At 41.0% G+C, this 22,183-nt stretch carries 18 protein-coding genes and 4 pseudogenes; 18 read left to right on the top strand and 4 right to left on the bottom strand.

Annotation, left to right across the window (positions count from 1 at the left end; all coding sequences use genetic code 11):
• Window positions 1–181 precede the first annotated feature (181 nt).
• From RQP52_RS07055 to RQP52_RS07025, 7 genes are all read left to right on the top strand, one after another.
• Window positions 182–1,285, top strand: a complete 1,104-nt coding sequence (locus tag RQP52_RS07055; protein ID WP_315950446.1) for an NADH:flavin oxidoreductase — start codon at window positions 182–184, stop codon at window positions 1,283–1,285.
• A 295-nt stretch (window positions 1,286–1,580) separates the two neighbouring features.
• Window positions 1,581–3,083: a spore germination protein gene (locus RQP52_RS07050; RefSeq protein ID WP_315950445.1), complete on the top strand. Its 1,503-nt coding sequence runs from the start codon at window positions 1,581–1,583 to the stop codon at window positions 3,081–3,083.
• Window position 3,084: 1 nt separating this feature from the next.
• Window positions 3,085–4,248, top strand: a complete 1,164-nt coding sequence (locus RQP52_RS07045) for a Ger(x)C family spore germination protein (protein WP_315950444.1) — start codon at window positions 3,085–3,087, stop codon at window positions 4,246–4,248.
• Window positions 4,248–4,496, top strand: coding sequence for a hypothetical protein (locus RQP52_RS07040; protein WP_315950443.1), 249 nt, complete (start codon window positions 4,248–4,250; stop codon window positions 4,494–4,496). Before RQP52_RS07045 ends, RQP52_RS07040 begins: the two co-directional genes overlap by 1 nt.
• Window positions 4,497–5,591: a GerAB/ArcD/ProY family transporter gene (locus RQP52_RS07035; protein WP_315950441.1), complete on the top strand. Its 1,095-nt coding sequence runs from the start codon at window positions 4,497–4,499 to the stop codon at window positions 5,589–5,591.
• 411 nt (window positions 5,592–6,002) lie between these two features.
• Window positions 6,003–7,724, top strand: a complete 1,722-nt coding sequence (gene poxB / locus RQP52_RS07030) for a ubiquinone-dependent pyruvate dehydrogenase (RefSeq protein WP_315950440.1) — start codon at window positions 6,003–6,005, stop codon at window positions 7,722–7,724.
• Between the two features lie 227 nt (window positions 7,725–7,951).
• Window positions 7,952–8,269: a DUF7674 family protein gene (locus RQP52_RS07025; RefSeq protein ID WP_315950439.1), complete on the top strand. Its 318-nt coding sequence runs from the start codon at window positions 7,952–7,954 to the stop codon at window positions 8,267–8,269.
• Between the two features lie 13 nt (window positions 8,270–8,282).
• Here RQP52_RS07025 and RQP52_RS07020 read toward each other — a convergent pair.
• Window positions 8,283–8,558, bottom strand: a pseudogene (locus RQP52_RS07020) (C40 family peptidase); the annotation flags it as partial.
• Window positions 8,559–8,819: 261 nt separating this feature from the next.
• Between RQP52_RS07020 and RQP52_RS07015 the strand changes: the two are divergent.
• Entirely contained in the window at window positions 8,820–9,218 is a 399-nt protein-coding gene (locus RQP52_RS07015; protein WP_315950438.1) for a phosphatase PAP2 family protein, read from the top strand.
• 97 nt (window positions 9,219–9,315) lie between these two features.
• A complete protein-coding gene (locus RQP52_RS07010) occupies window positions 9,316–9,759 on the top strand; it encodes an ASCH domain-containing protein (RefSeq protein WP_315950437.1) in 444 nt (147 codons plus the stop codon).
• A 770-nt stretch (window positions 9,760–10,529) separates the two neighbouring features.
• Here the strand turns inward: RQP52_RS07010 and RQP52_RS36625 are convergent.
• Window positions 10,530–10,754: pseudogene (locus RQP52_RS36625) on the bottom strand (IS110 family transposase); the annotation flags it as partial.
• A 159-nt stretch (window positions 10,755–10,913) separates the two neighbouring features.
• Between RQP52_RS36625 and RQP52_RS36435 the strand changes: the two are divergent.
• The 7 genes and pseudogenes from RQP52_RS36435 (at window position 10,914) to RQP52_RS06985 (ending at window position 16,739) form a co-directional block, all read left to right on the top strand.
• Entirely contained in the window at window positions 10,914–10,994 is an 81-nt protein-coding gene (locus RQP52_RS36435) for a topoisomerase DNA-binding C4 zinc finger domain-containing protein (RefSeq protein WP_379174885.1), read from the top strand.
• A gap of 461 nt (window positions 10,995–11,455) precedes the next feature.
• Window positions 11,456–11,641 (top strand): annotated as a pseudogene (locus tag RQP52_RS36430) (HAD domain-containing protein); the annotation flags it as partial.
• 577 nt (window positions 11,642–12,218) lie between these two features.
• Window positions 12,219–12,443 (top strand): S-layer homology domain-containing protein, encoded by a 225-nt coding sequence (locus RQP52_RS07005; RefSeq protein WP_315950436.1) that lies wholly within the window; start codon window positions 12,219–12,221, stop codon window positions 12,441–12,443.
• Between the two features lie 240 nt (window positions 12,444–12,683).
• Window positions 12,684–14,231 carry a spore germination protein gene (locus RQP52_RS07000; protein WP_315950435.1) on the top strand — a complete coding sequence of 516 codons (1,548 nt, stop codon included), beginning with the start codon at window positions 12,684–12,686 and terminating at the stop codon, window positions 14,229–14,231.
• A 15-nt stretch (window positions 14,232–14,246) separates the two neighbouring features.
• Window positions 14,247–15,347 (top strand): GerAB/ArcD/ProY family transporter, encoded by a 1,101-nt coding sequence (locus tag RQP52_RS06995; RefSeq protein ID WP_315950433.1) that lies wholly within the window; start codon window positions 14,247–14,249, stop codon window positions 15,345–15,347.
• Window positions 15,340–16,521 carry a Ger(x)C family spore germination protein gene (locus RQP52_RS06990; protein WP_315950431.1) on the top strand — a complete coding sequence of 394 codons (1,182 nt, stop codon included), beginning with the start codon at window positions 15,340–15,342 and terminating at the stop codon, window positions 16,519–16,521. Before RQP52_RS06995 ends, RQP52_RS06990 begins: the two co-directional genes overlap by 8 nt.
• Window positions 16,518–16,739: a hypothetical protein gene (locus tag RQP52_RS06985; protein ID WP_315950429.1), complete on the top strand. Its 222-nt coding sequence runs from the start codon at window positions 16,518–16,520 to the stop codon at window positions 16,737–16,739. Before RQP52_RS06990 ends, RQP52_RS06985 begins: the two co-directional genes overlap by 4 nt.
• A gap of 681 nt (window positions 16,740–17,420) precedes the next feature.
• Here the strand turns inward: RQP52_RS06985 and RQP52_RS36620 are convergent.
• Window positions 17,421–17,677: pseudogene (locus tag RQP52_RS36620) on the bottom strand (IS110 family transposase); the annotation flags it as partial.
• Between the two features lie 38 nt (window positions 17,678–17,715).
• On the opposite strand from RQP52_RS36620, the gene RQP52_RS36425 reads away from it, so the two are divergent.
• Window positions 17,716–17,925, top strand: a complete 210-nt coding sequence (locus tag RQP52_RS36425; protein ID WP_379174883.1) for a diguanylate cyclase domain-containing protein — start codon at window positions 17,716–17,718, stop codon at window positions 17,923–17,925.
• Here the strand turns inward: RQP52_RS36425 and RQP52_RS06980 are convergent.
• Entirely contained in the window at window positions 17,914–19,635 is a 1,722-nt protein-coding gene (locus RQP52_RS06980; RefSeq protein ID WP_315950427.1) for a matrixin family metalloprotease, read from the bottom strand. The genes RQP52_RS36425 and RQP52_RS06980 overlap by 12 nt on opposite strands.
• Before the next feature lie 927 nt (window positions 19,636–20,562).
• On the opposite strand from RQP52_RS06980, the gene RQP52_RS06975 reads away from it, so the two are divergent.
• Complete coding sequence (locus tag RQP52_RS06975) at window positions 20,563–20,970, top strand: DUF6210 family protein (protein WP_315950425.1); 408 nt, start codon at window positions 20,563–20,565, stop codon at window positions 20,968–20,970.
• The last annotated feature ends 1,213 nt before the right edge of the window (window positions 20,971–22,183 follow it).

The raw sequence follows: 22,183 nt of genomic DNA, 5'->3' as shown, positions 1-22,183 counted from the left end.
AATTAACCATTACGAATCGTTTTAATGGTAAAGTAGCGGTCGTCCATTCATTTATTCTTGTATAAATCTTTGAACTTTGGAACAGATTATCATAATCGAAAACATTGTCGAGTCGTAGACCTTAGAGACTTAGTGATTTTTTAGGAAAAATAACTTTTTAACATAAAAGGAGATATTTATCATGACAACACTTAAAAAACTTCTTTCCACATATAAACTGCGAAATCTTACCCTGAAAAACCGAGCAGTAGTTGCCCCGATGACTCGCATTTCTGCCGAAGAGAATGGAAATGCAACCGATAGAATGGCGCGATATTATCAAAGCTATGCTGCGGGTGGATTTGGTCTTGTGATTACCGAAGCAACATACCCAGATGAAGAATACAGTCAAGGATATAGTTTTCAACCTGGAATCGCAAATGTTGAGCATCTCGAAGCTTGGAAACAAGTAACTGAAGCTGTTCATGCTAAGGGTGGTAAAATTGTTTTGCAAATTGCTCATGCTGGTGCTCTCGCTATAGGTAACATTTATAAAGATGGGACAGTGGCTCCTTCGGCTGTGAAGCCTTTAGGTGAGCAACCACCAGCATTTGGAGGTAAAGGCGAGTATCTAACGCCGAAGGAACTTACACTAGCAGAAATCAAAGCTATCATAGCCAGTTTTGCGGAAGCAGCTTTAAGAGCCGAACAAGCAGGGTTCGACGGGGTAGAGATTCACGCGGCAGCCGGATATTTATTGGACGAATTTTTGACGGATTTCACAAATCTACGTCAAGATGAATATGGCGGATCTACTGAGAACCGTGTGCGTTTTGTCACCGATATTATTAGAGCCGTCAAGGAAAAAGTGGGTCAACGTATTGTTGTCGGCGTTCGAATTTCGCAGGCTAAAGCCAATTACTATGTGCACAAGTGGGCGAACGGTGAAGAAGACGCCCGAATCATTTTCGAAGCCATTGGCGCAGAAAAGCCCGATTATATCCACGTCACTGAATATAATGCCCATGCACCGGCCTTCGGGGATAGCGGTTCAACATTAGCTGAATTAGCGAAAAAATATGGAAATACGACTGTTATTGCTAATGGGCAACTGGATCAGCCAGAGGATGCCGAAAGGGCGCTGGAGGCAGGTTCAGATTTGATTTCACTAGGAAAAGCCGCATTAGCTAATCATGACTGGGTGTTCAAAGCAGAGAAGGGTCTTCCGATGGAATCAGCTTTAGAAAATATTTTGGGTCCTACACCAAATCTAAAGGACGAAGAATTGTATGAGTATGCAAAGTAAAGAGGTTAAAGAACTAGTGCCTTGTTGAAACGACATCATTGGTGATTGGGGAACAACCCTTACAGCAGGTAAACACTTTTCCTAATTGACATACAAGCAGTAGCACAGGCGATCGCTTCTCGAAATACAATCGAGAGGAGGTCGCCTATTTTAATTGGCATTTTAAAAAATAAACTTTGAGTTATGAATGAACATGGAACATACTTCGGAGTACTATTGCTAATACTACAGGAAACACTAATATTTGGATAATTATCCAATGTTCATGTGATCTAAGGGAGGAGGGACAATAGAATTGAACCAAGTACCGGTAACATCATCTGCGGCTATGAACTTAGAGAAACTTCAGCAATTTTACTCCGAGAATGAATTACTAATCGTTAGAAACCTTATCCATTCGGATGTGAACTGTGGAGCATTCATCGTATATTTAACGATCCTCGTGGATGAAAAAAGATTAAATGAACAAATCATCCGTAAAATTAACTTGGATTTATCAGCGAATAAAGATCAAGGACAAGTACAAAAAACGATCCTTGATACCCTATATTCGCTAGGCGATGTACAAGTGCTTACGGATATGAATGAAATCGTCAGTCATGTTGCTGATGCCAACTTCGTTATTTTTATGGATGGACATTCTGAAGGTTATGCCATGAGTTTGCCAGGATACGAAACTAGAGCAATAGGTGAGCCACAGCTTGAACTTAACGTACGCGGTCCGCGAGAAGGCTTTTCTGATGATTTGCAAATAAATTTAGGTATGGTTTTTCGACGGATGAAATCATCAAATCTGAAAGCCAAATTGGTTCATCTAGGACAAGAGAGCCAAACGAAAGTGATGATCCTCTATCTTGCGAATGTTGTTAATAGCGAAGTTTTGAATGAGCTGATGCGTCGAGTTGAAGCAATAGAAATTAATACGCTTGTGGATAGTACACAAATTGAAGAATTGATTCAAGATAGTACGTTTTCACCATTTCCTCAGATATTGGATACGGAGAGACCCGATCGTGTCGTCACAGCAGTAAATCGAGGGAAAATCGTAATCATGATGGATGGGTCACCAAACGCATTAATTGCACCTAGTACATTTTTTGAAATGCTTCATCCTTCAGAAGACCTATACGAACGATTTTACTTCGCTAATTTAATGCGTGTCATACGCTTAATCACTTTGTTCATTTCTTTGATGGGTCCTTCACTCTATATAGCCTTAACCACGTTTCATTTAGAAATGATTCCAACGCCGCTCATGATGACGTTTCTCTCTTCAAAAGCAGGGATACCATTTCCTACATTCATTGAAGCGATCATTATGGAAGTATCTTTTGAGGTGCTAAGGGAAGCGAGTTTACGTTTACCACGCGTTGTGGGGCAATCAGTCAGTATCGTAGGTGCTCTTATTATTGGTGAAGCTGCTGTACAATCAGGGATTGTTTCACGTCCGATGGTCATTGTTGTTGCGATGACGGGTATAGCTTCCTTTACAGTTCCTTACTTCAGTACAGGTATTTCATTTCGCATATTACGGTTTCCGTTAATGATTCTTGCGGCCAATCAAGGTATGTTTGGAGTATCTGTGGGTTTGTTTCTGATTATCTACCACTTATGTTCCTTAAGATCTTGTGGCGTTCTTTTTCTAGATCCGCTTGGATCGGATAAATGGAAGAATGTTTTTAAAGAAATTATACTATTCCCGGTTAAATTTAGAAAAGCATCATCTCGCCAAGAGGTGCGAATAGGGGAGGTTTCTAAACGTCCAACCAATTATATGACCGGAAAAGAGTGGGATTAATATGAGACGTGTTGTTGGGTATGTAATATTATGTATAATTGTGATTCTAACTGAAGGATGCTCGAGTGATGCTTCAGAAATCAGTGATATTGCACTAGATACGGCAGTAGCTATCGATTATGACCAAAAATCAAAACAATATACATTTACAACATTTTGCGTTTTGCCTTCAAACTCGAGTCAAGAAAAAACAGGAGCATTTACCAAATGGATTACAAGTGAAACAGGAAGTACGCTATTAGAAGCAGGTAAAAAAATGCGTGCTCATGCTGGTAAAAATGTTATTTTTCAGCATAATAAATTTTTCATCATTGGTGAGGATGCGGCACGGTACTCTTTATACGAGGTAGTAGATTACTTAACACGAAAACGTGAGTTCCGAATTACATCCTACCTGATCATATCCAAAGGTCAAGCCTCGTCTAAATTAAAATTTAAAACCGAGTCCGGAGATATCATTTCAGATGATCTACTGGGTCAAATCCGAAATAATAAACTTCTCGGCCAGAGTTCTCCAATCATTTTAAAAGACTTTGTTAACTTATACGCTAATCCTCATCGGGGATTTGTGACAGCCAGTTTAGTTGTAAACCCATCTCAAACTAAAATCAAAGATGTACTTGTATTGAGTGGTGGAGCAGTGATTTATAAGGAGAGGTTGGTTGGATGGTTGGATGGAAAAGATATTGTAGTGGTTAACATCTTATCTAATAAGAAAATATGGAGAAACCTAGAATTTCCTGAAAATATTAAGTCGAAATCTGACTTCGATTTTACTTCTATATTTCATGTTATCAATTCTGAGATTCAGAGTGAATTTAGAAATGGTATGCCAGTTATGAAAGTTATTATGAAATTTAATGTAACGGTCGAAAGTGTGAATCAGAATATAGACGTTACAAATTCGGAAGTCATTAAACAGATGGAGGAAGCTGCTACTGAGCATATGGAACAAGCATTAAAGAATAGCCTGGATCATTTTCAAAGGGATTTGAAAGTAGATATACTTGGATTTTCAGATATTTTGATCCAACATCAGCCAACTGGATGGAAAACCATCCAAAAGGAGTGGGAAAATATATATCCTAATGTACCTATTGAAATTCATGCCTCAGTTATAATTGACAAAGCGGGTATGACCACGTCCATTGGAGGGGCGCATTAATGGTAAATAGTTTTTTTATGATTGGTTCTCTTATTTATGGAATTGTTTTATTAATCCATTTACTCAAAAAGTCATCAGTATCTGATGCTATTTGGATGTTTGTATTATGTTGTTTTATTGGGGGCTATTTTACCCCATATTTTGGGGAAAAATGGCCAACAGTTGAAAGTATGTACACTATTTTGTATACACCACTATCCGACTATATCTATCATGATCTATTGAATAAACAAACAGGTGGGATGTAAATGGCAGGTTTAGAAAAGATATCTCATATTCAGTTTAGCTTTCTATTATTCGGATTTATTTCAGGATTTGAAGGATTATTTCTGTCCGAAGCAAAAGTATTAAAGCAGGACGTCTGGATGGCTAATGTTTTGAATATTTGTATTGGTATTGGTGTACTATCCCTCATTTATTATGTTCATCGTCAGTATCCGCAAATTAGTTTAGTGGAAATTTGTAATAAAGTATTGGGGAAATGGGTCGGGAAATCTATACTTTGTATCTATCTTTTATATAATCTTGAATCCACTTCTGGAGGGCTTAGGGCGATGACTATGTCCTACAGAACAATCATGTTGCCAAATACAAATGCAAATGTACTGATCTTTACTTGTGTTATTTGTTCTACATATGGCGTTTATATAGGACTTGGCACTTTAGTACGAATGAACATGGTTATCTTGCCATTTTTTTTAATCGGTTTCCTTTTCACTTGCCCATTTGTTTTTCCAGAGATTCAAACCAATCCATTCCTTCCTCCGTTTCAAAGTAATTTATCTGAAGTCATCGCGCAGAGCATGTCCATATTTACATTTAACTTCTCTCAAGTCATTACATTTGGTTTTTTAATGTCAAGAGTCGAACGGCCGCGAAAAATATTTTTAAGTTCTATGATTGCTATTATTATGTCAGGGCTTTACATGCTAATTATTACTTATTTATGTCTTGGCTCATTAGGGTTCAACTACATAAGTACGTCAATGTTTCCATTTTTTTCAACCATACAATTGGTGAAATTCGGAGAATACTTGGAGAGAATCGAAGTCATGAATATCGGATTATGGACGGTTCTTACATTACTCTCTGTCATTGTTACGCAATATGTGTTTACACTAGTGTTAGCAAACATTTTAAATATAAAGAAAAAGAAACCTCTTGTATTTGTAGTTGGACTGCTATTTTTTGCCCATACTTGTAGAAGTTATATCCGAACGGCTGATCACTTCACATATGGAGCAAAAATATTCACTATTTCATCGCTGTTCCCATGTATCATCTTTCCGATTTTATTAGCTGTTTTTACTATGATCAGAACACGTAGTAAGAAACCTATATAATTCGAAATTTTACGATGTTACATTGAATGCAAGGAGTTGGACATCTAAATAACTCTTCTTTGCATGAAGAAATGCATAATTAAAAACGACGATCGCGGAAAGTTAAGACCAAGTTGCCAAGCCCCTATACCGCGTAGTCGATGGTCAATAACCAGTTGGCATTTCGCTGCCCTCGCACGTGCGTCCTCAAACCAAACCATATGTTTGTGTCCTTGCTCATCCCAATAACTAGAATAGGGGAATAGTAGCCGTTTTTCACCATGATGGCAATAACCAATGCATCTTTTTTATCGTTTATGGCAAGGCTGAACCAGTTTTAAGATTAAAGCCCAACAAACCCGATCGTAGTGAAATCAAGAATATACTGCTCATATTATGGCAAAATAATAAAAACAATAAGGAGTGATTCCCTTGAAAAGAACGATAGCTGATTCCATCGTGGAATCCCTTCTAAACGCCGGCGTAAAGCGAATTTACGGCATTATCGGCGATTCGCTTAATGCCTTGCTTGATGCGATCCGTCGTTCCGGAAAAATAGAATGGATCCATGTCCGCCACGAAGAGGTTGCAGCGTTCGCGGCTGGCGCGGATGCCACCCTAAGCGGAGGAATCGCCGTATGTGCGGGTAGCAGCGGACCTGGTAATTTACATCTCATTAACGGTTTGTATGATTGCCATCGAAACCGGGTGCCAGTACTTGCGATTGCCGCTCATATTCCGAGCAGTGAAATTGGCAGCGGCTTTTTTCAAGAGACACGTCCTGACATGTTGTTTCAGGAATGCAGCTTCTTTTGTGAAGTCGTAACCGGACCGAGGCAAATACCTCGAGCTGTTACGATGGCGATGCAAACCGCGACGGCAAGGGCGGGAGTGTCTGTCTTAGTACTTCCTGGTGATGTAGCCGCTTTCGAATACGACGAAAGCCCGGTTCCAGAACGCGTCATCCATTCCACCCGGCCAATTGTCTGCCCTTCTACAGACGAATTGAAGACGCTTGCCGATTACTTAGACAAAGGCAAGAGGATCACCTTGCTGTGCGGTGCTGGCTGCTCGGGAGCTCATGCTTCGCTAATGAAGCTGTGCGAGAAACTGCAATCCCCGATGGTCATAGCGCTGCGAGGAAAAGAATATCTGGAATATGACAACCCGTATTCCGTCGGATTAACCGGCCTCATCGGATATTCATCAGGATACCACGCCATGATGGAATGCGATGTCTTACTCATGCTGGGTACCGATTTTCCATACCGGCAATTTTATCCGCAAGAAGCGACCATCCTTCAGGTTGATTTGGATTCCTCCCGACTAGGCCGGCGAACGCCGCTCGCATACGGGGTATGCGGAGACATAAAGACGACGGTCGACACGCTGTTACCCTTTTTAATGGAACCGCACTCCCCCGATCACCTGCAGCACTTTGCAGCACATTATGCCAAAGTTCGCGAGGAACTGGACAACCTTGCAGCTCCCGGACGAGCTCCTATTCATCCACAATTCCTCATGAAGGTAATCAGCGATCTCGCAGATGAGGATGCCGTTTTTACTTGCGATGTTGGGACGCCGACTGTGTGGGCTGCCCGATACTTGAGCATGAATGGAAAAAGAAGGCTACTTGGCTCGTTTAACCACGGGACAATGGCGAACGCCATGCCCCAGGCGATTGGGGCGCAGGTTGCGCAACCGGGACGCCAGGTCATATCGCTGTCTGGGGACGGGGGACTCACTATGCTGCTCGGAGATCTATTGACCCTTCGTCAGCATAAGCTCCCGATAAAGATCGTTGTTTTTAATAATGGTGCGCTTGGATTCGTGGAATTGGAAATGAAAGCTGCTGGCTTTTTAGAATTCGGAACGGAACTCGACAATCCTAACTTTGCGGCACTTGCTCAAGCCATGGGAATCGAAGGAATTCGCGTCGAGGATCCGAATGACTTGGAAAGCGCCGTTCGCCGAATGATCGAACACAGCGGTTCTGTAGTATTAGACGTTGTCGTCAATCGTCAGGAGCTGGCGATGCCGCCGAAAATCAACCTCGAGCAGGCTCGCGGATTTACGATGTGGATGCTGAAAGCCGTTTTGAACGGACAAGGCAACGAAGTCATCGAACTGGCGAAAACCAATCTCCTTCGGTAATAAATAGGAGTACTTTGGACTCCTACAACTGACTGGTCACACTGCCTTAGTCGCAAGTTTAAATAGCCCCCATCTGATTGTCAGATGAGGGCTATTACGCTTGCGTTAATACAAATAGAATTACAGCTAGTTACATCGCAAATATATCTAGTATGTATCGGAATTTATTCGATTTGGTGCCTATGTCCGCTTAATGAGGTGGAGACTTTGAGCAATCGGCAGTTTTAATGGTATTAAGCGAGAATAGAAACATCAAACTGTTAGAGAGTATTTTTGATTATTTCGAAGAAGTATCTAGTTGTAAAGATAATCACTTAATTAACGTTTTTTCAGTTACAGTATTGGAATCACTGGGTAACGACAAAACATTTCTTGGGGTTGCACAAGAATATATGGGACCTAAAACCATGCAACTTCAATTAGAGGCTGATAGAGGATTAGGTAGAAGCTATCTTATGTACCAAGAACATGGGATGTTCTGCCATAGGAAGAAGACCTCCTTCAGTTGGAGAACTGAAAGAGGTCTTCTGAACTTAGCAGTATAGTTAACTAAGCGAGTCAGACCATGTGGATTACACGACGGGCTGTTTTGTAATTCTTACTCCACCAGCCAGAGTTCATATCTGAAATCGTAACACCAGGGGTGCCATAGGTGTGCAAAACCTTTTCATTCCCCATGTAGATACCAACATGATGAATTGTTGAGTAGAAAAAGACAAGATCACCCGGTTGAAGCTGATTTCTAGCAACGTATGTTCCTGTTTGTGACTGCTGCTTTGACGAACGGGGAAGATTGATTCCATTTTTGCTATATAAATAGGGTACTTCGCTGGAGTAACTCGTCTTCCCTTTCGGATTTATGCTGGATACTCCTATTTCGGCGCGTTCATTTGGGTAGTTGTTTTTATCTCTCTTGGTAAGGTCTTAGGCCCAAAATGGGAGCAATATCATCATACGATTAACCGGAATTTGATTTACATTGGGGTAATCGTTGCTTTCGTAATAATGATGGTTTATTGGTTTCGGAAGAATAAGGTTAAATTCACTAATCTGCTCACAAAAAATCTCCAGAAGGTAATATTTCATTATCATTCCATGGGGAAAGTAAAGTTTGTCGTTCTAGGTGCTTTTACCGTCTTTGCCGTGTGTCTATCTCTCGTGATTGGTATGATTCAAGAATTTTTAGAAAATGAGTTTACTCTATTTGATGAGATCGTTAACTTTATCATTCACGAAATGTTCGATCCCAATTGGAGTGCTTGGATGAATTGTTTTGCGCTCTTAGGTTCGTATTATGTATTCTTCCCTTTGATTGGGTTAACAACGATCCTGATTATTTGGAAGGGCAAAGAACGCCTATTAGAATTAATGTGCTTTGCTTTTGTTATTGTCGGGGGTGAAGCGCTGGATGAAGGATTGCGAGCCTTATTTCATCGGTGGGGCCTTCCGTTGATCAACAATTCCCATACACATTCCCGAGTGAGCAAACGTTAATTTCATGGACGGTGTGCGGTTTTGCAACGTATTTGGAAAGTCTAGAGAATGTTTGGGGAATAGTACTTCATTATGAACAGTAATGGAGCGTATAGGAATGAAAGTATTATCCATGATTCAACCGTGGGCGACTCTGCTTGTCCAAGGCGAGACTCTCTATGAAACAAGATCCTGGAAGACCCGGTATCGCGGACCGTTGGCCATTCATGCAAGCCAGAAAGTCGATAAGCAGGCCTGCAAATATGAACCCATTCGTTCTTTACTCGCCAAGAATGGCTATAAGGAACAAAACCTCCCTACGGGGGTTATCCTTGCAACTTGCGAGCTTACGAATTGTTATCAAGTCATCGACGCTAATCATACGTCAGCCATTCTGGATTGCGGGAAGGTCGTGACGGGGGACGACTTCCTGTTAGGCGATTACAGTACAGGTTATTTTGCGTGGGAAATAGCGGGTTTCCGTCTGCTGAAGCCCTATATTCCCGTGAAGGGAAAACTGGGACTATGGGAATATCCGATAGGCGAAGAGTTGATGATATGACCTATGTAAACAATCAATAAATGGAGGTTCTGACTTGACCAATCACTTATTTTGTATTTTCTCCTTATGAAATTAATTAAGGTGGTTTACAATTGAAAAATCGGGTAGTCATGGCCCCCATGTGCCAATATTCCGTATATTAATTCTCAGCACCGAGCTATATTACAAATACAGGTGAAATCATAGATGTCGAGCCTGGAAGTTTGTCAACCGACAAGATGTCGGGTGACAAGAACATTATCTCATTAAGGTCGCGTAAATCGCGGCTTTTTTGTTTTATGGACAAAGTTCTTGTCAAAACCAAATGACAAGAACTTTATCCCATTCCCGACAGACGGCTTGAATCGGATTGGTGTATGAACGAAAACTTCGTAATCTGGCCGTACTGATTAAACTCCCTCGGTATGATTTAAATTCCTCACGCAAGCTCGTCTATTCGCAGGATTTCATGGATTAGATATCGGCGGTGAATGAAAGATAACCGAGATACATAAGAATGTTTCGTTAAAAAGGCATGCGGGAACAGAGGTGAGGTTTATTCATCCAATACATTCCAAATGCTGCACGTATTCTCCACAGTACCCTTAGCGATTTTCACTCCCATGTCTCGACAGGTCAATAGCCCTTTCATTCCTTCGTCATATCTATCCAAGGGGTGGAGGTCGGTCTTTCTAACGGAATGGGTCTGAGCCCTTTTGTTTAACGTATCCCGATACTCTGCGCTTTCTTTGTTCTCCTGCGAATACGCCAACTTGCGTGAGGTTTGATTTTTAGGCTACTAGTTCAAAGATTTTAATCGGGTTGTAGGCTTCGGTACTACGAACGACTCCGACTAACAGTCTAGCTAGCTTCCCACATAACTTCATGATAGAGTTTACTAAGCGTGAATTGCCCTTTCCATTTACCAAAGCTTGCTTAAGACCAGCATGGCGGAGTAAAGCATTCCCGTGAGCGTAGCCTCTAAGATCTCCAGACTCTCCTAATATACAGGTGAGCATATGCACTGGATAAATCAAATCGCATTCGTCTGATTAATCGTGATCAGTTGATTGAGATGATTCTTAAGCTCAATCCGGGTGCAGCACCTTCAGTAAAATGAAGTAAAACAAGCCATTCCAATTTCAGAAAAGATTTGTTCTAGGTGCGGAAGAAAGATGGTTTTACGGAAAAGTGCAAAATGCGAATTTTATGGTTGTAGCTCATTTCCTAAGTGTCGGAATATAGCTGCTGTATAAGCCTAAGATAAAAGATAAGTGCATACATTTAAGTTTAAAACATCATGCGCCCACTGTGGTGCTTTTTTATTACTTGTTTTTAAAAAGTGAAATGATCCTTCGTGCCCGGGTGGATGGTGGTTTTGAATAATTAGTGAGATAATGCAACTAAGAAAGAAATGGAGGAATAAAAAAGTTGATGGAAAATTCAAATAGTGTAGTCTCAGTATCATGCCACGATTGCGATGTTGAAGGCTACATAGAAAACATTGCACAAAGCGAAGTGTCCTTTTGCCCCAAATGCGGGAGTAAGAATATAACTGTTATCGATAACAAGAAGTCGCTCAACTAAGCGGCTTTTTTTATTGCGCTAGAGGGAGAGAAGGCTATGAAGCTAATATTTCTAGATATTGACGGAGTAATGAATCATCGAAATTTCATGGTCCGCAGTAGATTACACATGATTCAAGAAATTTTGCCCGGTTGCTGTTCCTAGTTTACGCGAAGTGATCAAACGGACAGGCCCCAAGATTGTTCTTTCATCGACGTGGAGAAAAGGACTATCGATCAAAGAAATGAAGAAGCTGTTTTCCTGGTATGATCTCGATAAGAGCGTGATCGGTAGAACACTAGTGCTAACCCCTCGTCATATGAAATACAAGATTTAAAATTGGAGAATGGAAAATTGCTTTACTTCAAAATGGCGGAACAAATTGAAGAATTGGCGAGTAAGACAGTAGGGATTAATAATTATTCATTTATTGGCGCAGTTGTTGGGGCTACTTATCCGGAAGAGGCAAGGAAGATACGAAATACTACCACATTCAATTTTCCTAGTTCCTGGCTTTGGGGTACAAGGTGAGAAAGCTGAGGATTTAGGTGTATTTTTTTGATTATAATGGTATTGGTGCAGTTATATCCTCCTCAAGAGGCATTATTTACTCGTACATGAATCAAAATGAAGATTGGAGAAAAACAACAGAAACTGACATGTTCAGATATATAACAGCAGCGACAAAAGCTAAAGAACAAATTAATGAGGTTAGATTCAATAAAGTTATGTAGTTGGCTATTACGCAGATGGATAACGATAGTGAAGGAGCTTGTCTCGCGGAATCCCGTTTTTGTTTTGTTCATTCATTAGAATTTTCATCGTAATAGATGATCGTACCTGGGTTCCGAGTTAAATTCATACTAAATAACGATTGAGCTTCCTCAAATGAGTTTGAGATTTGATTTATTTCAGTGTCAGCTTTTGCGACCTGGCCGCAGCCGAAATTTACGTCTTGCAATCCCAAGGCGGTTGCCCACATCGCCGATGCTCGGGATTACGTCGAGCAGATTCGTCAGGTCGGCGTCGGCTTCCTGGACGGCTATGAGGACGGTACTTTCCGCCCGTCCAAAACGTTGAGCCGTGAGGAAACCGCAATCATGATCTACCGATTAATCACGTATTGGGATCAAGAATAATGAAAGAGCCATCCAAGTAATATCTTTGATGGCCATTGCCTTGTGCTTTTTGGTCTTTCATTTCGATTACTTCAAAAATTGATCACGTTTAGAGGTTATCGTAAAGTCACAAAAATATTCAAGCGATAGCCTCATTTTTGCATAAAAACGCATCAAATTAAGAAACCTAGAGGTTAGACAACATTGGGAGAGATTTCCTCGGAAGGAAAGTAGTCCATGATTAGAAATTTCAAGAGACTCATGCAGAAAAGGGCTGGAGAGGAACATCTGGGAGAATCTCTCCCGACTCAGCAGCACTCGTTGTTTCCAGATCTGAGCGACAACCTGCAAGTATTTCAGTCGATTTATTCGAAATGTGCCGATGTTGTATTCCGAACTTTTGTCATTAGCGCCGACTCAAAGATGGCACTTATCTACATCGAAGGATTGGCGAATTCAAGCGGTATCGAAGAAATGGTAATAGCCCCTCTCATGCAGCTCGGTGAAACGGAAACTGTTACTGTAAAGCAGATAAAGGAGAGAAAAATTTTCGTAGCCCAGACCAGTTCCGTCGAAACGTTCGAGCAGTGCATAGAAGCTATTTCGACCGGGCTTCCAATTTTGCTTTGCCATAACGAAACAGTCGGAATTTCACTAGGGTTAAATAAATGGGAGCAGCGTGGTATCGAGGAACCGAATTCTGAGATCATGATCCGCGGCTCACGAGAAGGCTTTACCGAAACGCTGTTAACGAATTTATCGCAAATCCGTCGTATCATTAAAAGTCCGCTGCTCAAGATTCAAATGCTAAAAATCGGAGAGTACACCAAGACAAAGGTAGCGATCGTCTATATTGAAAGCCTCACTGACGAAACGCTTATTCAGGAAGTCACCAATCGGCTGTCTCGCATTCAGATAGACGGAATCTTGGAGAGCGGGTATATCGAGGAATTGATTGAAGACAATCCGTATTCTCCTTTTCCACAGCTGCTTTCAACAGAACGACCGGACGTTACCTGTGCAGGCTTGCTCGAAGGGCGTGTTGCGATTTTAACGGAGGGAACGCCAAATGCTTTGATTGCACCTACAACGTTTCCATCCTTACTGCAATCCGCGGAGGATTACTATCAACGGTTTTGGAGCGGGACGGCAATCCGCTGGCTGCGATATACATTTTTTTTTATTTCTTTATTTCTTCCATCCTTATATGTGGCTGTGCTTACCTTTCATCAGGAGATGATCCCCGGCAATTTGATCTACAGTATGTCGAGCTCAAGGGAGTCTGTTCCTTTCCCAGCATTCGTTGAGGCGCTTATCATGGAGGTCACTTTCGAAGCGCTGCGTGAGGCAGGTACCCGGCTTCCCAAGCAAGTGGGCTCAGCAGTCAGCATTGTCGGTGCTCTTGTCATCGGTCAAGCCGCGGTTCAGGCAGGGCTTGTCTCAGCACCCATGGTCATCGTCGTAGCGGTAACCGGTATTGCGTCTTTTATTATTCCAAGGTATGTATTGGGCATTACCATTCGGCTGTTGCGATTTCCAATGATCTTTCTGGCAGGGACTTTAGGCCTGCTTGGTGTAATGCTAGGCTTTATAGCCATGTTGATTCATTTGAGCAGCCTTCGTTCCTTCGGAGCTTCGTATTTATCTGTCATTTCGTCATCCAATTCCAAGGAACTTAAAGATGTTTTAATACGCGCACCGTGGTGGAAAATGGATAGCCGACCTCAATTTACAGGTGAGTATAACAAGTTCCGCAGTGCAAGTGATCAAAAGCCGGGTCCCGAGCATGATGGCAGTATCAATCCATAGATGAGGAGGCTATTTATGTTAAAGACAGAAAAAATTTCCCCTTTCCAAATAGCGCTCATCATGCATCCAGTTATTCTGGCTACAGGCTTTCTGGCTTTACCGACGATAACCGCACAGTATGCCAAGAATGATTTGTGGATGACCAGCTTCATCGCCATTATTCCTGGAATGGTTTCGATCTTTTTGGCAGTTGGGCTTCATAAGCTTTATCCAAAGATGACGATTTCTCAATATAGCGAACAAATTGTTGGTATTTGGCTTGGCAAACTGATCGGCTTATGCTATTTTCTTTATTTCATGTCCTCTACAGGCATGATTCTGCGGCAATATGCTGAATTTGTATCTGGCAACTTTCTATTTAGCACACCATTAGCCATCATTATAGGGACCATCTTGCTGCTTTCTACATTTGCCGTAAGGGGTGGAGTGGAAGTGATCGCAAGATGCGCCGTAATATGCACGTATCTATTTATTTTGCCTTTGTTCTTTCTAGCTTTCCTTGCACCCGATTTGGATATCAAAAACATATACCCGATTTTCAGCAACGGGGCAGTTCCTGTATTAAAAGGTTCATTAACTCCACAAGGTTGGCTTGCCGAATTTTTTATTATTTCTTATTTTCTGCCTAGTGCAAGCCAGGTGGAGAAAGTAAAGAAATGGAGTATCATCTCACTTATTGTGGTTGTGATCAGTATGACTTACGTCAACCTGATAACCTTATTTTTGCTTGGTCCTGATCTTCCTAATAAAATTTACCCCATATTAATCGCAATGCGATATATTAGCCTAGCCGATTTTTTTGAAAATTTAGAGTCAGTACTGCTTGCGATGTGGGTATTGGGCAATTTTGTAAAAATTTCAGTCTTTTTTTATGTCGGTGTGATCTCCTATGCACATATGTGTAAGTCGTCGGATTATCGTCCTACCGTTTTACCTTTAGCTATCTTAGTTTTTTTGTTCTGTTACTGGGACATACCGAATTTCCCTGTATTAGCGAATCATAATAAACTCGTGGCACCTTTCGAGCTTTTTTTAGTGTTTCTGGCGATACCGCTTTTCCTGCTGAGCATTGCCCTCATTCGTAAAGGCAAGAGGAGAGGCTTGTCAAATGAGTAAGCGACTGATGAACAGCCTTCTCCTCCTCATCCTTATACTTCCGATTACCGGATGTTGGGATCGAACAGAACTTAACGACTTAGCCATTATCACGGCTATGGCCATCGATTCAGAAGAGGATAAGCAGGTTAGAATAACGATCCAGTTTATTATTCCGCAAAATCTAGCCGGTGGTATATTAACAAGCGGTGGAGGAGGCAGACGCACAACTATACGCATGGCGAAAGGAATCGATATCGCGAATACACTAGCCAACCTTCAACAGATTCTCCCGCGAAAGCTATTTTGGGGGCAATGTAAAGTCATTATTTTCAGTGATTCGCTTGCAAAAGCGGGCCTTAAGGAACATTCCGATTATCTAGTGAGACAACCGCAAATCAGGGAACGCGCTTATGTATTTGTAGCGAAAGGGAAAGCTTCCGAAGCCCTTCGGATGATTCCGCCGTTGGAAAGAAGTTCGTCAGAGGTTATTCGTGAACTGGCAAAAATGCCTATAAGCTATGCGGTTACTGTCGAGCAGCTTAGCATCATGTTAAAGTCGAGGTCCAAAGCGGTAGCGCTTCCGCTTGTCTATATTTTACCTCCAGTCGATCCAAAGGAGCCTACGCAAACGATCCCCTACATCAAGGGAACAGCTATCTTTAAGAACAGTAAGATGATCGGTGAAATATCGGAAATAGAAACCCGCGGACTTCTGTGGATAAAAAATCTAATTGAAAAATATACGATTACGTTCAAACTTCAAAATACCGACGCACTGATCTCACTTACACCTGTAAAAGCGCAGGTGAAACTTCTCCCCTCATTAAAAAACGGAAAATGGAAAATGACAATGAAAGTAAAAACAAGCGGGGATATCGTTCAAAACGGGTCAAAGCTGAATCCGCTGGAGCCGGCTATTTTGGAAGAGTTAAACCATCGTTTCGAGGAGGAAGTAAAAGACCGGATAGAATCCTCGGTGCAGGATGTTCAGAAGAGATTCAAAACGGACATATTCGATTTCGCCAATGTTTTTTATCGAAAATACCCGAAACAATGGGAAGAAGTAAAGGAAGAATGGGATGAGATGTTTGCTCATATCGAGGTAAATGCGGTGGTTGACGCACATATTAACAGACCGGGACTAGTCAATTGGCCTGGGGGACTTACAAAGGAAGAGGTCCAAAAACAATGAAGTGGTCCGTTTTCATTCCTGTTGCCTCGGCTTCGTTCTGCATCGTATTGCTGGAATGGCCCAAGTTGAAGCAAAAGCCGGTGAAAGATAAAGTCGCTTTTGCGGCAATTTTGTTGGCTGTCTTGCTGCTGTCCATGTTCGATTTACCTAATACTCCCGGTCCTATAAGCTTCCTGAACGCGCTATTTAAGCCGTTTAAGCCGCTCGTAGAACAATAGGATCATATATTAACGACAATGGTCAGGATGGGTGAGTAGGCTGCCAGATTGTTCAAGGATAACTGGGTAGAGCATCTACGGAACTTAACACGCCTCCAGTAGTGACTATAAATGTCGGAACTATTAGTATTACGCTGGAAACTAACGGAGATGGCGTTCATGCTAAAAAGTCTTATAATTGCGGTTTTTCGTTTTATCTCGAATTCGAAAGACATCCTCATAACACCGCCAGAGAACCACGAAAACGCTGTTATAACAGTAGAATCGCCTAGTTTCTGAATTTTGCTATTTTTATGTACAGCAGCACTAGCGGTACCTGGATTTTTTACAAATTCTACACTGCAAGAAATGATTGAATACATGCGAAAACTTGAGTGGAAGGTGGACGAGTTAAATGGTATTTGAGAGAGGGGGGAGGTAATATCGCGGCAGCCGGCCATGTGACGACGGCTGCCTTTCTCAGAAAACAAGCTGTTATCTTTGAAATAATGGGAGAGGATAGAGTTCCAAATATGTAACTTTTAATGAGGGAGAATTAATAACTATTGAAGCATTATACAAAGGAGTTCAAGAAGATTGTAGTCGACGATGATGCGTGTGCCGCTGGGGGCGCGCGCATTTTTTTTGTGTGGGGGGAAATCGGAACAGATTCTTGTCATTTATCGGAATTGTAAGCATGTGTTGCTTGGCAAGATCGATGAGCAGATGAGCTCTACCCACACCAGAATGCCGCTTCATTGATTTCTGCCATCCTTTAATGACATCGTCAGGACTTAGTTTACAAGGGTCAGTCGGGAGCGGAAAAAGCCTTAGGGTTAACAATGAACCCTTACAAGTTAAGATCTTAAAGACTTGTCTCAGTTCAGGAAGACATTGTCTACCCAGCGGTGAATCTGGTTAACGGCACTTACAAGTCGTTTAACGACGGTTTCTCGGTTATGTTAGGGTAATCCCTTCAAGCTGACGGAAGCAAGATATAAAGGCCGAAACAATTGTTACGGCAAGTATGGGATATGCGTCAATTGAAGAAGGGGATACAACGGATACATTAATTAAGAAAGCAGACAAAGCAATGTACGTTACTAAGAAAACAGGGAAAACAAAATTGTTGGATTTTCGCACATATCTCAGAAGAGCAGTTTTCTTATGCCTATACGAAAAGAAATCTTTCTTATTATTTTTGTAATCTAGCCCACCAAATGTTGTTATCGTCACCAGTGCCTCTCCAAGCGATTAGCGAATTTATAATCGAAGGGGAAGTAGAGGTTCCAAAACCGAACTCTAGCTGGATTTGTCCACCGAATTCATTTGATGATGTATCCATGATTGACACATAAATAGCTAAATCATCTTCGATTCCTTTCCAAGCTAGGAGAATGTTTTTTCCATAACGTACCGCAGATATCCCTCCTGATGTACCTATGAATTCATTTCTACCTCCAGTGGTTGTGGGAGTATAGTACTTGATCGCTTTTTGCTCACTCCACAAGCCGCTTCCATTTAAGTCATTCATAGCCCAGTAAATATGAGAATCACCGGGGAGACCCTTCCAGAACATATACAGTTTTGTGTCCATTCCAACAAGGGCAGGTGAATCTGTTGTACCTCTACCCCCAATCTCTTGCTGTTCACCAAAATTAGTCCACGCGTTTAATTTCGCCCAGAAAATTCGATAGTCGGTACCTAAACCTTTCCAAGCAATATAGACCTTCCCGTTCACAGAAGCGAGAGTAGGGCGTGTACTCGTTCCAACAGCGTACCTAGTCTGAGGTGTCCATTGATTATTCCAAAATACAGACCAAAAGATGCTATTATCACTTCCAATTCCTCTCCAGGCCATCACCGGGATACTCGCTGTATCTCCAAGTGGTAGATGTTCTGTGATTGCTGGACTATGTGAAGATCCTATACCAGGAATAACACGCTGCGGAGACCATCCACCAACCAAATCTGATTCGTAAATGGTGTGGTCATCTCCAATACCTTTCCATACCATTTTTACGAACTCCGAACCAGTGCCGTCTATGCGGCTTTCGAAATACGAAACCAGGGCGGGGGCATCACTTGTACCGCGATCGGTCAAAGGAGGCTGCCTTTTCCACCCATACATCATACGAAGAGACTCAATTGAAAAGGGGTCGATCCCGATAGCTGTAGTGTCTATAGTTGGATACATAATCGATGATTGGGATTTAGAATGAGAAAGTCCTAATACATGACCGAGTTCATGAAGGGCTACATTATATAGATTGTTATGATTTAGCAATGGTCGATAAACATCAGACCACAAATCGGTGGAATCAAACCGAAGGAGGCCACGCTCATCACTCGAATCAGGAAATCCTCCACTGGCAACAGTTCCTCCAACAGTGCCAAATTTATTATTAATAGTTCCATCGTTGTTTGTGAAGTACACCTTAATGTCAGCGATTTGAGCTGCTGCAGCAGTAAGGGCAACGTGAGTAAACGTAATATTGGAGGAGATGCTTTGCCAATCATCAAAAGCTTTTTTAATGAGATCATACGGCGTTTTTGAAATAGGACCAACCCACTGGCAGCCTATTGTGTTAATCGTGACAATTAAGTTGCTTTTCTTCCAGCGGCCTTTAGAAGGACCAAAAACTAAAACGTGCATCCCGCTTGTATGTTGTACAGAGTTGCAAAACGGTTTTCTAGCGAGTCGAACGTTGTTCTCTAATTGTTCCACTTCAAGTACAAGTAAGATTGGGTTGCCAGAAGTGTCCGTTTCCAAATGGATGCCGGCAGCATCGATCGCAGTCTTTAATGATGGAGATATATCCTGTTCATTTCGAATAACACGTACATCTTCTGGATGGAGATAACCTTCATCTTTTAGTAAGTTCTGTAGTCTGCCCCAAGTTGCGGTGTCGGTCATATTTAGTCACCCCAATAATAGTAGTAGGACTCGACTCATCCCAAGTGTAATTATAGAATCTATCGCTTGTAGAAAGCAGTTGAATCCTGTCAGCTGTCGAAAGAAAATAAAGTTTTAGACTGAGAAATAAAGTTATAGACTAAGAAAATAAAGTTATAGACTAAGAAAATAAAGATGTAGACTGAGAAAAAAAGTATTAGACTCACACGGCAGCGTTAAACTAACGGGCAGCATAGTGAAGTAGATTCATGCTCATCAGAACATAAAGGTAACAATGATAATTTAAATGGTTTAGAGAAAAGCAGGTCAAATTTCCAGACAAAACTTATTAAGAAGGGGCCGTCACCTCAGGATGTACCAATGATCCACCTCCTAAAGGGGTTTCGGAAATTAAATATAATTCAGGAAATTTAACCCTTAAAGCTTGGTTATCTAATGTGCCTGGGGATAGCAAGCAACACCCAGCTGTTGTATATGTTCAGGAGGATTTGCTTTCGGAATAGATGATTGGATCGATGCAAAAAAATTTCAAGACGCAGGATATATAGTTTTAGCCCCAATGTTAAGAATGGAGAACGGAAATTCGGGAAACTTTGAATTTTTTTTTGGTGAAGTTAACGATGTTATTTCGGCTGGAGAATTCCTTTTACGGTGCAGCACCAGATCAAGAAGAATTTTTAATGGAGGGCAATCATTTTACTTCCTTAGATAAATCAATTCTTAATAGTATTGATAAATTCAATAAAATGTAAGCACTTCTTGGATCTTTGAACTAACGAAGAACGTTAGCACAATAAACAGGGAGTAGATTGCCGTCGCAACTACTACCTGTTTTCATTAAAACAACGGATAGGCTTGCATCAAAGTGTATGCTAATTATGGTAGTATAATGGTAACTAGATGAAGATATGAAACGAGGTTACTCTCATGCAGAAAAATCGTAAAGTCTGTTTATATGGTTTGGAACAGCTTGCACTTATTATAAAAACTAAGTCTGGAGTTTTTTACTATAACCAGGTCGGCGGCTATTCTTGTTTGCAACCTTCAGTAGAAGGAATACTTACAATACTTGATGATGACACAAAGCAACTTTTGAAAGACCTGTCTAATTTTTGCTTAAATAAAACAAAGTTAACGATAGAAGATGCAAATTTTTTAGACGATTTTTTTCGAACTAACAAAGTAGGGAAATTTCTGTCAATAGATAGAGAAAAACTGGATGACTCAATGGAAGCGTGGCTCAATGTAATTATTGATATTGAAACGATTGATAAAGCTTTTATTAATAGATTTGATGAAGATGAAGGAATATTGACTTGGAGTAACAGTGATTAGGTCAGCAAACATAAAACTAACGGGGAGCAGTTTGCCGCACGCGGCAGCTGTTCCCTGATTTTATTAAACAACATGCAGTGGTGTCGGGTGACAAAAACATTATCTCATTAATTGCCGCGTAAATCGCGGCTTTTTTATTTTATGGTATCAAGTTCTTGTCAAAACCCAATGACAAGAACTTGATACCATTCCTGATTTTGACAAGAACTTGATCTCATTCTAGATTTTGACAAGAATTTGATCTCATTCCCGACGGCTCCAGGTCGGAGATTTATTAATTGGCCAGTGGAGAGAGTGTCATTTCTCAACTAACGGGGAGGATAGATAAAATCTTCGTTATTTATTACCTTTGAGGTAAAGAATCATAATAGTTAAAATTATTAGTCCTATAATTAATAAAGGACCGAGACCTGTGATATACACAATGTATATTTTTATATTAAGGATAGCGTTCACAATAAGAACTATTAATAAGGAGATACACAATAAAATGATTAGAGGCATGTTCTTATTTTTACGCAAAACAACCAGCCCCTTTTATAGTAAATTACTCATACAGTTAGGAATAAAAAAACAAGCAATAAAATGGCGTCACCATTATAAAATTATCTGTTATAAAACATTATGCGAATCACATCTTGTACTATTATGGAAAGCATACAATGTTTTTTCTTCAACTTAACTGTTCCGTACTTATATGTCTCAATGGATGGATTAAATAAATTGATGGTGAATATTCAAATCAATCACTAGTTTTGAAAGATAACAAAAGCTATTGACGGGCACGATAGTTAAAACATCGAAAGGGATGCCGAACGGCACATCTTCGCTGCACTAACGGGCAGCATTGTGGAATAAAAAAGGGGTGTATTTCAACTGGGAACTATATAGCAGAATAAACAGGGAGCAGATTGCCGCGGCAATCTGCTCCCTGTTTTCATTAAAGTAAAGATAATACAAAAACTTCGAGAGAGGGAAAGTAAAGTTTTTTCTTTAAAATAATTATCTTAGCTGCAATTAATCTCTTTACTACTTTTACTCATTCTTAATGCTGAAGCAACTCATGAGTAGGCAGCAACCAATGTTTCAGACATAGAACAGCCACCTACTTTGCGTAGCTGGCTGTTTTTTTGCGTTTTTAATGCAATACCATGTTCATCACTTATGGAATAGCGGCTCAATAAACACGTGAAAGAGCTTGTTTTTAATCTCT

The sequence above is a fragment of the Paenibacillus violae genome, assembly GCF_032461945.1.
Lineage (GTDB): Bacteria > Bacillota > Bacilli > Paenibacillales > NBRC-103111 > Paenibacillus_E > Paenibacillus_E violae.
The sequence above is the reverse complement of the archived record's forward strand: the minus strand, read 5'-3'. Positions and strand labels throughout refer to the sequence as shown.